The organism is Paraburkholderia sp. CNPSo 3274 (assembly GCF_024206475.1).
Classification (GTDB): Bacteria; Pseudomonadota; Gammaproteobacteria; order Burkholderiales; family Burkholderiaceae; genus Paraburkholderia.
The window spans coordinates 1-10,646 of the sequence record NZ_JAMBPR010000140.1 but is presented as its reverse complement, the minus strand read 5'-3'; the positions used below and the strand labels follow the sequence as shown (position 1 = coordinate 10,646).

The following is a 10,646-nucleotide window of genomic DNA, read 5'->3' as shown; positions in this document are numbered from 1 at the left end:
TCGAGCGGGTGAGCACGGAGATGAGCTTGCATGTGCTCGCGTACAACATGAAGCGGGTGATCAAGCTGATCGGCTCGGAAATGGCTATGAAGGCGATGCGAGCATGATGCCCGCACGGGGTTGTTGAGCCTTTGCAATATGCGTGGCCATGGTTTGAAGCTGGTGTTCCCGCAATTCACATGCCGCGGCCAATACCGAGACAGATCTTGTCAATCTCCTCTGGCCAGGCGTTTTGACACAGTCTGGGCCACCAACGGCCATTCGAGCGCGCTTTCAGGCGGACATTCAAACGTCGGCTCAGCGCGGGTAACGGACCTTCCATCGATGATCAGGAGCGTCGAATCCTCAATCAAGCCGGCCGTGCTGCTCAAGATTCGCAGACCAATGCGCATGCAGCGCTAGACGAACTTAACATCGGCACTCGCGCTTCGTTGTGCCTCTTCGCGGCGCCACGTCGAAACGCTGCAACCAAAGCGTCCGCTGAACCAGCGGGAAAACGCGCTCAACGATGAGAAGCCAACCAGCGTGGCGACTTCAGAAAGCGGCCTGTTGCCGCTACCAACATACCGCTTCACCATCTCTACCCGTACCGAATCGACAATCGACAGATAACTCTCGCCGTACGGTGCGAGATGGCGGTGCACGGTCCTGCGATCCATGCCCAGATGTTGCGCAATCCGATCGACCGAACAGGTACCTGACGGCAGTAGCGCAACGATTAGCTTCCTGATCTTGTCGGGCATCGTCGAGTTGGACTGCAGCAGCATCGAATCCAGGTAGCGGCGCACCTGCTGCGCCATGACCGGATCGTAGACAGGGATCGCGGCGTCAAGATCGGACGCGAGACACACAATGCCGTCGAAATCCTGGTTGAATTCGACGGTCACGCCAAATACACGCGTATGAATCGTCGTACCGGCCGGAGCATGATGCGTGAAACAGACGGTACGGGGTTTCCAGGCGGCGCCCAGCACCATGCCCAGTACGCGGTAGAGGACCCCCAGAACCAGCTCCGTTGCCTGACGCATCGAACCCGGTATGCCGCCCACGATGTCCTCGCGGATGACCGCCAGGCCCTCCGATTCCTCGATGCGCATCACCACCGCCTCGTTCTGCAGCCGAAGGTAGTGCGACGCGGATTCCAGTGCCTTTCGCAGCGTTGGCTGTTCCCGCATCACAAAGCCGAGCGCGCCGAGGTTCGAGATGTGGCGGGTTTCGGCCATGCGCAGCCCCAGATCCTCAACCGCGGCGGACCGGGCCGATGTCTCCAGCAGCCGCGCGACCGCCTCGGCCCGAATCATGATGTCGGGGTCGAGCAGCACAGACCGCTCAATTCCTGCGTCGCCCAACTGCTGATAGGGATCGAGACCCACCGACCGGGCCACCTCGACGTAGTTGGTGAGGGCTGCACTGCGAAGCAGATAGGACATATCGTTTTCCCGTAGCGTCCCAGAATGTAAATTATTTGTCCCAATGCGTCAAACGTCTTCTTGCCGAACCCGGATACTTGTCTCCGTTGGCACACCACTAGACTAGGGCAATGTTTTGATTCCTTCAGGAATACCGAGGACATAGGCAATGAGCGAAGAGACGAACCGCAGAGCGACGACAATGTGCGATCAGCTGCGCGCCACAGGCAACTGGAATCCTGCGTGGGATGCCATTGCCGAACTCGATCCCGTATGGGCCGAGAAATTCATGACGATGGGCGCACACACCATGATGTCAGGTGTGCTCGAACCCAAGGTGCTGGAGTTCCTTGCCATCGCAGTCGATTCGTCCTGCACGCATATGTACGCGCCGGGCACGCGCCGGCATATCCGCAAGGCGCTCGAACTGGGCGCCACGAAGGAAGAGATCGCAGCGGTTCTGCAGGCCGTCAGTGTCCTCGGCATTCATTCGTCCAGTCTCGGCGCACCAATCCTGCTGGAGGAGCTGGCCGCGTTTGAGCAGGCAAAGAACAAGGGTGCGCAGGCCGCCGCCTGACGCCACCAACACACCCATCCCATTCTTAATAAGGAATACACATCATGCATTTCATGGACGACTCGCTGCTGCCTGAAAATCAGGAAAAACTCGTCATCCAGGTGGCACCGTACGGGCCGCAATGGACCCCAGGCGATTCGGACGATATCCCGATCACGATGGATGAACAGGTGCAAAAGGCCGTGGACTGCTACAACGCAGGCGCGACGGTGCTGCACGTGCACGTGCGCGAAGAGGATGGCAAGGGCAGCAAGCGTCTGTCGAAGTTCAATGAGATGCTCGCCCTTCTGCGCGAAGCGGTGCCGCAGATGATCCTGCAGGTCGGCGGCTCGATCTCGTTCGCGCCGGAAAGCGACGGCGAGATGGCCAAATGGGCGAACGACGACACGCGCCACATGCTCGCGGAACTGGACCCGCGTCCCGAACAGGTGACCGTCGCGATCAACACGGGCCAGATGAACATCATGGAGTTGCTGACCGAGGTCGACATCGCCGGCACCTCGTTCATGAGCCCCGCGCTGCAGGCGGCTTACCGCGACATGATCTCGCCGTCCAATCCGTCGTGGCATGTCGAGCACATCAGGCGACTGTTTGCCGCCGGCATCCAGCCGCAGTTCATGCTGGGCAATCTCACGCAACTCGAAACACTCGAGCGGCTGATCCGCAAGGGCGTCTATACCGGTCCGCTCAACCTCAATTACGTGGCCATCGGTGGTGGCGCAGCAGGGCTGCATCCGGCCGACATGCTGGAATTCGCGCGCCGCACGCCGGATGGTGCCGTGCTCACGATCGAAACGCTGGGCCGCAATGTTGTGCCGATGAACACGATGGCCATCGCGCTGGGCCTCCATGTGCGCGTCGGCATCGAGGACACGCTGATTGGTCCGGACGGCAAACGTGCGAGCTCCGTGCAGCAGATCGAGCAGATGGTGCGCATTGCGCACGAGCTCAATCGTGACGTCGCGAGTGCGCAGGAGGCACGCGGCATCTACCAGATCGGCACGCAATGGAAGTCGGTTGACGAGACGCTGGACAAGCTGCGCATGGTGCCGAACCGGGCACCCGAGCAGGCGGCGTACCGGCACGCAAGGCTGCCTGACCAGCATGACGACGTGCAGCGCGGCAGCATACCGCGTTGCACCTCGCATGCCGTCCAATCCATCATGCATGGACGCCCCCGGTTTGCCAAGCCATCATTTTGCGACAGGTTATAGGTCAAGATTGCAGCCATGCATTCGGACTTCGCACCCGGCGCACGCCGGCGGTCCCTGATGGAATTTGCTGGTCAAGATCTCGTCAGTTGGCCGTGCTCTTACGCACACTGGATCAATCAGATTTTCCTGACCACGGTCTTACCTATATCGCCATCACATCATGATTGCCTGCGCAATCGGCTGAAGTGTCCTGCTATTCGTCTTAGTCTATTGGTGTCGCGAAGCTTACGCTGCAGTCGGAGTCGCCATGTAGTCACTTCGGAACTCGCGTGCGTGAACCAGGAGTGCCCATACGATGCGCACGTTCTTATTCGCGAGTGCAACTGCTGTAACATTCGGATTGCGTCGTTGTAGCAGGCTATATAACCAGCCCTCCTTGTTTTCTTTCCGATTGGCCGCACGGATGACTGAACGCGCTCCATGTATCAGCAGGGTCCGTATATAAGTATCGCCGCGCTTGCTTATCCCCAGCAGCACATTCTTGCCACCACTGGAACTCTGCCTGGGCACCAGGCCCAGCCATGCAGCTAGCTGGCGCCCGCTTGCAAAGCTTTTGCCATCGCCGATAGAGGCAACTAGCGCGCTCGCGGTAATCGGACCAATGCCTGGCACCCGAGCGAGCTTGCAACTGACCTCGTTCTCGCGGTGCAATACCCGGATTTGCACTTCCAGGTCGTGGACCTGGCGGTCAAGTTCCTTCATGTGTTCCAGGAGACGCTGAATGAGTTGCCGGAAGGATCCCGTCAACTCGTTGGCCGCATCTTCGAGGATGCTCGGCACTCGCCCTGCGAGCTGGTGGATCCCTTGTGGAACAACCAGCCCGAACTCACTTAGCAAGCCACGTATCTGGTTAGCTTGCGCGGTGCGAGCCCGAACGAAACTTTGACGGACGCGATGCAGCGACAGCACCGACTGCTGCTCAACGGTTTTGATCGGCACGAAGCGCATGTTCGGTCGCGCGACGGCCTCGCAGATTGCCTCGGCATCAGCCGCATCATTTTTGTTTGTCTTCACATACGGCTTCACGAACTGTGGTGCAATCAGGCGTACCGTATGTCCCATGCCCTGCAGCTTTCGAGCCCAGTAATGGGCGCTACCACACGCCTCCATTCCTACCAGACACGCCGGTAGGTTGGCAAAGAACGCCGCCATCTGATCACGCTTGAGCACCTTCTTCAAGACCGCTCGGCCATGTTCATTCACACCATGTATCGCAAAGACGGTTTTTGCCAGATCGATGCCAATCGTCGAAATCTTCATGATGCGTGCACTCCTCGATTAAGTGGTCGCTTTGACACTCTTCCACTCTGGCACACCGATGCCGTTTCGGGCGGGGGCGTCCATTCCATTATGCATGGAGACAGATGATGTTCTGGAAGAAAAGCCCCGCTGCCGTCCTGGCGACCCTGCTGGTGGTTCATCTGCTGGCGCACATCGACCGCAACATGCTGCTCGGGTTTTCGCCGCAGATCATTGGGGATCTGCGGCTCAACCATACGCAGTACGGGTTTCTCGCGGGTGCGGTTTGGGTACTGAGTTTCGGCGTGATGGCGATGTTCATGGGTACGCTCGCTGATCGATTCAGCCGTCCCCGGATCATTGCCGCCGGGGTGCTGATCTGGAGCGCCTGCACTCTGGCGCCGGGCCACGCCCAGAGCTTCGAGCAGATGGTGGTGGCCAGGTTTTTTGTCGCCAGCGGTGAGGCGGCGCTGGTCCCTGCCGCGGTGGCCCTGCTGGCTGAGCTCTTCTCCGGCAAGCGCCGTGGCACGGCAATGGGGCTCTTCTTCATGGGTATTCCGCTGGGCGTCGGCTGCAGTTTCCTGCTTGCTGGCAGCTTTGGCGCCACGCTCGGGTGGCGATCCACGTTCCATGCGCTGGGCGTGATTGGCATTGCGATTGCGCTGCCCCTGGCACTGCTCAGGGAAGACCGAAGCATAGTCGCACCGCAGGAACGCGGAGCACCATTCCTCGGGCAGGCGCTCTCCGTGTTGCGCACCGTTGGCGGTAACCGCGCGCTCAGTTTCACGATTGCTGGCTTCGTGCTGGTGCACCTGGTTTTTGCCAGCTTCTCCTTCACGCAGCTCTGGCTCGTCGACGAGCGGGGCATGAATGCGGCCGGTATTGCCACACGGATCGGGGCGTTGCAGCTGGTATTCGGCACGCTTGGCGCGGCAGCGGGAGGTGCAGTGGGGGATCGCGCGGCGAGGCGTCTGCGCGGAGGACACGCGAGCTTCATGGCATTGCTCCTCCTGGTCTGCGCGCCATTGATGCTGGCATATCGATTCGTACCGGCCGGCTCGCCCCTGTTCTATATCGGCATGTGTGCCGGATTCTTCCTGCCGATGGCGGCCTATGGCTCAGCCCTGACGGCCATCACCAGCATGACGCCGGCCAGGATGCGCTCGACGGTGACTGGCTTCACGATGTTGCTGATCAATGTATTTGCGCTCGCCATTGGCACGGTGGTCATCGGCATGCTGGCTGACCATCTGAAGCGGGCAGGCAGCGCCGCTCCATTGACGGGCGTCCTGTTCGTCAACGACGTGCTGGCGATCAGCTCGGCCCTGTGGTTCGCCCTTGCGGCGCGCGCCGCAGGCAGGCAGCGCTTTCCCTCAACCGAAAATATTCAACCTGTGAGAAATTAAGAATGCAAAACCAGCGTCAGAATCTGGCAGGGCGTATCGCCCTTGTTACGGGTGCCGGTCGTGGCCTGGGCGGCGCTATCGCTATCGACCTGGCCCGCGCGGGAGCAGATGTCGCGATCTGCGATATCGACATGCCAGCGCTCGAAGCAACGTGCGCAGCGGTGGAAGCAGCCGGCGCGCAGTGTCTCGCGCTACGCTGCGATGTCTCGTCGAGCAGCGAAGTCGCCCGGCTGTTTGCCGCTATCGCCGGGCGCTTCGGCACGCTGCATATCCTCGTCAACAATGCTGCGCTCGTGCCGAATACGTCGGTCGATAGCGAACGCCGCAACCAGCACTACGCCTATATCACCACGCCGGTGCCGCGGCAGTCGCTGGGCTTTACCAGCACCATATGCGATGCGGAGTGGCATCGCTACTGGGATGTGAATGTGCACGGCCTCTTCTACTGCACACGCGAAGCGCTCAGGCTGATGGAGCCGCAGCGCGACGGCAGGATCATCAATATTGCTTCAATCGCCGGCATGTCGGCAATGAGCGCGCACAGTCCGCACTATTGCGCGACCAAGGGTGCCGTGATTGCTTTCACGAAGTCGGTTGCTGCCGAGGTGGCGGGCGCCAACATCTTCGTCAACGCGATGGCGCCAGGCGGCGTGGCCACGCCCGAATTCACCCAATACTTCGAGGCCGCAGGCGAGGAAAAGTGCAACCAGTTCTGGCAACTGATACCCGCCGGGCGCCTGGGCACGATGGAAGAATACGCCTCGATGGTGACCTACCTGGCTGGTGACCACTACCTGGTAGGCCAGGTGATCAGCCCGAACGGCGGGGCAGTGATCTGACCGGAGCGCCACCTGATCCGAAGCGATCACATCATCAACCCGTGCATCAATATCTGCAGGATGGACCCTGACGGTCAGTTCTGCCAGGGGTGCTGGAGAACGCTCCGTGAGATTGGCCTCTGGGATCAGATGAACGAGCAACAGAAGGCCGACGTCGTCGCATTGATCGAGTGCCGTCGCAACACAAGGATGTCGCGGATGACGTTGACCGGCGACTGCGCTATCAAGAATGGACTGTCGAAATGAAGGGAGAAGTCATGCAAGGTTTGATGCTGCAAATGCAGTTGCTGGTTGCTTAGATATACCAAACAGGAGACAAAATGAAACTGAAGTGGTTGGTCGCAGCTGTGCTGGCTGCAATGGGAGGCACCACGTACGCACAGTCATCGGTGACGCTGTATGGCGTCATCGATTCGGGGTTGTTGTATCAGAGCGCGAATGCAGCGAACTTTCAGTCGAGAGTGAATCTCGGCCATGTCTATGAGCTCAAGGACGGCGGGATCTATTCGAGCATCTGGGGTCTCAAGGGCAGCGAAGACATCGGCAGCGGCTACAAGGTCAATTTCAGGTTGCAGGGGTCGTTCAACAGTTCGAACGGCAAGCCCGGGCTGTCCGACACGCCGGGCGCCACAGCGCAATTCAACCAGCAGACGACGGTGGGCGTGTCGAGCCCGTTCGGCACCATCGACATGGGCCGACAGATCGTGCCGATGATTTACGCGATGGCGGATACCGACGTACGGAACGCCCAGTATTTCGGCAGTATCCTGACCGCATGGCTCGGCATGAACCAGGCTGCGGGCTGGCAGGGCCTCAGCACGAACGGCCCTATCGGCGCGCTGTACGACGACAACGCAATCGTCTACCGGTCGCCGAAATTTTATGGCGCGTCGCTTGCGCTCGAGTATGCGCCCGGCGGCGTTGCGGGCCAGTTCCAGGGCGGCACGCGCGAGTCCGCCGTACTGCAGTATTCGAACTATGGCCTGAACCTGGCGGCCGTTTACTACAACGGGCACGACACGAATCCATTCACGCAGACCGGCCCCGCGACAATCGTCACGGCGCCCTCGACCGGCCAGGCCAACAACCGCTTCTGGTATCTGGGCGCGCAGTACACCTTCCACGATTTTTCCGTGTCGACGTCATACAGCATCGGCAGGAACCCCGCGAACAGTGGCCACGCCAACTTCGAGATGATTTCCGGTGGGCTCGGCTACAAGTTCAGCCCGGCTTTCAAGGTCACCTCGGGCTTCTATTACCTGAAGGATCGTAACCACTCGTCCAATCAATCGAACGAGTTCGCGCTGGGCGCCGAATACAACTTGTCCAAAACCACCCTCGCCTACGCGCAGGTCGGCTATGTCAACAACCGCGGCAACATGAGCCAGACGATCACCTACGGTGCGCCTGTTCCGGAAGGCAGGTCAACCACGGCGGCGATGGCCGGTATCCGGCACAGCTTCTGATTCCCCACATACAGACAACAAGTGGAGCATGCGATGAAAAGAAACTGGGCGCTCGGGATCGCGGGCGGCGTATTGATCGCCTCGGCATCGGTTCATGTCTGGGCGCAGGCGGGCGCAAGCGAAGCGAGCGCCGCTTCGAACGGAACAGCGGTGGCGGCCTCGGGCAGCACAACGGCGAAAGACATCCGGAAAGCGGACCGCGCGCTGCGCCGCAAGGTCTACTCCGCGATCGTCACGCACAGGGAGATCAACGCTGGCAATATCAGCGTCATCGCGAAGGGCGGCGCAGTGACGCTCGACGGAACCGTGGTCGATGCATCGCAGATCGACAAAGTCAGCGAGATTGCGAAAGGCGTTCCGGGCGTCACATCCGTTACCAACAAGTTGACGGTCAAAAAGCCTTTTGGCGGGCAGTAACTGGGCTTGGCGGCGATCCGACAGAGCCTGATGTGATGTCGGGGCAGGAACTTAACGCCCAATCCATTTCCATCAACCGACCGCTTCTGGGCCTGCAAAAGTGGCAGGCGCCGAACAAACCTCAAGAGCAACCGCCGGCCGACGTGATCGCGTGAATGTCCGTTGACGTTTAAAACCCGCCGTCGAGGCGGCGCTGGGTCGAACGGCGGGAGTGGGTCGGTTTTGCGCATTCGCCGACGGGACGGCAGCAGCCATGAGCCAGCGCTCCCCAGCACGCAGGACGCGACCAGCAGGGGCCACCCGATCCATGCTCGCGACCGTCCGTTTAAGGTGGGAGAGTGGGAGCGTATTGCGGACACTAAGCCTTCCGGCCACGACTTCACATACGACAAGGTTCACTGTATTGCTCCAAGGTCTCCGCCTGTCAGGGCGAATTGCTGAACCCCCATTCAGCCTTGTATAACCGGCCGAGGGACACTAACCTATTCAGCATGCGTCGACTGGGAACGCTTCGACCCGATGTCGGCATGCACCTGGCCGAGCCGTGATGGATGTTTGCCATGGAACATGACGAATTCAGCGTCTTTGAGCTTCGGGGCTGGGAAACAGTCGCGCAGCCATATCACTCGTATTTTGGTGAACTGACGACGCAGTCCAATGATGCGCTGCTCGATGCGCTTGACGTCGGTGCCAGCGTCCAGTTCCTTGATGTCGCGTCGGGCCCTGGCTATCTAGCGGCAGCGGCGGCGCATCGTGGCGCCGATGTAGTAGGCGTCGATTTCGCGGACGCGATGGTCCAGCAAGCGAGACGGCTTTTTCCCTCCCTCACGTTCCGTCCCGGGGGCGCCGAAAACCTGCCTTTCGAGGATATGAGTTTTGACGCGGTCGGCATCAGCTTCGGAATGCTCCATTTCGCTCGTCCCGAGGCTGCGCTCACCGAAGCGTTTCGGGTGCTGCGCCCGGGTGGCAGAATCGCTTTCACTGTTTGGGCGTCGCCTGACCAGACTGTTGGATTCCGGATGGTGCTCAAGGCCATTGAGGAGCACGGCCGCATGGATGTCCAGCTACCGCCTGGGCCTCCGTTCTTCCGTTTCAGCGATTCGCACGAGTCGGAACGTGCGCTGCTTGAAGCGGGCTTCGTTGAACCCTGCATTAAGGTAGTCAGTCAGACGTTGCGTCTTCGCGCACCCGAAACGCCTTTCGACGTCCTGATGCGCGGCGGCGTGCGCGTCGCTGCGATCTTGAGGGCGCAGTCGCCACAGGCGCTGGCTGCGATCCAGAAAGCAGTGGCCGACGACGTCGCATCGTATACGACCAACGGTGAGGTGCAAGTTCCGATGCCGTGTGTGCTCGCATCCGCCAGAAAGCCCTGAGCAGCTGTCGGCACTGAACCCGAAGCTGGGTTACACCGGTTGCGTCCGACCCTGCGGCGTGAGGCGGAAGGCCGCCTTGAATCGCGGTAGTGACAGTCGCCGAGAGTACCCGAAGGGCAGCAACGGCCGACTTGGTCCACTCGCCGACGGCGCGGTGGCGGCCAGGTGCTCCCAGTCGCCTTCGGCCAGAACACGGCCAGTTCCTGACGTTCGCCCGCATAAGCAGATAGACACTCAGGCGGTCAATCCTCGCGGGACGGCAGTCATTCGCGTTGGAATCGGTTCACGGTGCGCTGTCTGCCAGATGCATCCGTCGCATGCATATCAGGCCTCCGCGTGCCCCCCCACACCCACGGCTGCAGCCACGCGCCCTCGTCTGCGACTGACAGCACGCCTTCATCGATCTGACGTCGTCGTCACTCCCTTCGCGCGGCTTCCTTGTTGCTGAAAGAAAGGAAGTAAGCGATCCATTATCGACGTCTACCCAATGCGACTCTGAGCGAGGAGCATAGGTGTCCACCTATTTGGAGGTGGACACCTATGGCTGACAAAGACTCAGGGTTGAGGGTGGTTCGGCAAAGCAGGGATGGCCGTCGCCGCTACGACGAAAGCGGCAAACGCACGTTGGTCGAGGCTGCATTGCGCCCAGGCGTGTCGGTGGCGCGCATTGCGCAAGAGCACGAGATCAACGCCAACCTGCTGCGCA

Annotated in this window: 10 protein-coding genes and 1 pseudogene; 9 read left to right on the top strand and 2 right to left on the bottom strand. The window is 60.4% G+C overall.

Features of this window, described 5'->3' with window-relative positions:
• Positions 1–398 precede the first annotated feature (398 nt).
• The gene (locus tag M3I54_RS42405; protein WP_254346236.1) at positions 399–1,430 is read right to left on the bottom strand and encodes an AraC family transcriptional regulator; all 1,032 of its coding nucleotides are present in this window, start codon (positions 1,428–1,430) and stop codon (positions 399–401) included.
• A gap of 148 nt (positions 1,431–1,578) precedes the next feature.
• Between M3I54_RS42405 and M3I54_RS42400 the strand changes: the two genes are divergently transcribed.
• Together M3I54_RS42400 and M3I54_RS42395 are read left to right on the top strand one after the other, a co-directional pair.
• Positions 1,579–1,986, top strand: coding sequence for a carboxymuconolactone decarboxylase family protein (locus M3I54_RS42400; RefSeq protein ID WP_254346234.1), 408 nt, complete (start codon positions 1,579–1,581; stop codon positions 1,984–1,986).
• A 44-nt stretch (positions 1,987–2,030) separates the two neighbouring features.
• Positions 2,031–3,050, top strand: a pseudogene (locus tag M3I54_RS42395) (3-keto-5-aminohexanoate cleavage protein); the annotation flags it as partial.
• Between the two features lie 375 nt (positions 3,051–3,425).
• Here the strand turns inward: M3I54_RS42395 and M3I54_RS42390 are convergent.
• Entirely contained in the window at positions 3,426–4,460 is a 1,035-nt protein-coding gene (locus tag M3I54_RS42390; protein ID WP_254346232.1) for an IS110 family transposase, read from the bottom strand.
• A gap of 104 nt (positions 4,461–4,564) precedes the next feature.
• Here M3I54_RS42390 and M3I54_RS42385 point away from each other — a divergent pair, with 104 nt between their 5' ends.
• The 7 genes from M3I54_RS42385 to M3I54_RS42355 all read left to right on the top strand — a co-directional run.
• Entirely contained in the window at positions 4,565–5,845 is a 1,281-nt protein-coding gene (locus M3I54_RS42385; RefSeq protein WP_254346231.1) for an MFS transporter, read from the top strand.
• 2 nt (positions 5,846–5,847) lie between these two features.
• Positions 5,848–6,684, top strand: a complete 837-nt coding sequence (locus tag M3I54_RS42380) for an SDR family NAD(P)-dependent oxidoreductase (RefSeq protein ID WP_254346229.1) — start codon at positions 5,848–5,850, stop codon at positions 6,682–6,684.
• 60 nt (positions 6,685–6,744) lie between these two features.
• Positions 6,745–6,930, top strand: a complete 186-nt coding sequence (locus M3I54_RS42375; protein ID WP_254346227.1) for a DUF1289 domain-containing protein — start codon at positions 6,745–6,747, stop codon at positions 6,928–6,930.
• A 74-nt stretch (positions 6,931–7,004) separates the two neighbouring features.
• Entirely contained in the window at positions 7,005–8,150 is a 1,146-nt protein-coding gene (locus M3I54_RS42370; protein ID WP_254346226.1) for a porin, read from the top strand.
• A 33-nt stretch (positions 8,151–8,183) separates the two neighbouring features.
• Positions 8,184–8,567 carry a BON domain-containing protein gene (locus M3I54_RS42365; protein ID WP_254346225.1) on the top strand — a complete coding sequence of 128 codons (384 nt, stop codon included), beginning with the start codon at positions 8,184–8,186 and terminating at the stop codon, positions 8,565–8,567.
• Positions 8,568–9,127: 560 nt separating this feature from the next.
• Entirely contained in the window at positions 9,128–9,940 is an 813-nt protein-coding gene (locus M3I54_RS42360) for a class I SAM-dependent methyltransferase (RefSeq protein ID WP_254346224.1), read from the top strand.
• Positions 9,941–10,480: 540 nt separating this feature from the next.
• Positions 10,481–10,646: transposase (locus tag M3I54_RS42355; protein ID WP_254340981.1), on the top strand; the 166-nt coding region annotated here is incomplete at its 3' end.

Bases quoted from the DNA above. Each gene is read 5' to 3' on its own strand.
- M3I54_RS42405 (WP_254346236.1), bottom strand. From the start codon at position 1,430: ATGTCCTATCTGCTTCGCAGTGCAGCCCTCACCAACTACGTCGAGGTG.
- M3I54_RS42400 (WP_254346234.1), top strand. From the start codon at position 1,579: ATGAGCGAAGAGACGAACCGCAGAGCGACGACAATGTGCGATCAGCTG.
- M3I54_RS42390 (WP_254346232.1), bottom strand. From the start codon at position 4,460: ATGAAGATTTCGACGATTGGCATCGATCTGGCAAAAACCGTCTTTGCG.
- M3I54_RS42385 (WP_254346231.1), top strand. From the start codon at position 4,565: ATGATGTTCTGGAAGAAAAGCCCCGCTGCCGTCCTGGCGACCCTGCTG.
- M3I54_RS42380 (WP_254346229.1), top strand. From the start codon at position 5,848: ATGCAAAACCAGCGTCAGAATCTGGCAGGGCGTATCGCCCTTGTTACG.
- M3I54_RS42375 (WP_254346227.1), top strand. From the start codon at position 6,745: ATGGACCCTGACGGTCAGTTCTGCCAGGGGTGCTGGAGAACGCTCCGT.
- M3I54_RS42370 (WP_254346226.1), top strand. From the start codon at position 7,005: ATGAAACTGAAGTGGTTGGTCGCAGCTGTGCTGGCTGCAATGGGAGGC.
- M3I54_RS42365 (WP_254346225.1), top strand. From the start codon at position 8,184: ATGAAAAGAAACTGGGCGCTCGGGATCGCGGGCGGCGTATTGATCGCC.
- M3I54_RS42360 (WP_254346224.1), top strand. From the start codon at position 9,128: ATGGAACATGACGAATTCAGCGTCTTTGAGCTTCGGGGCTGGGAAACA.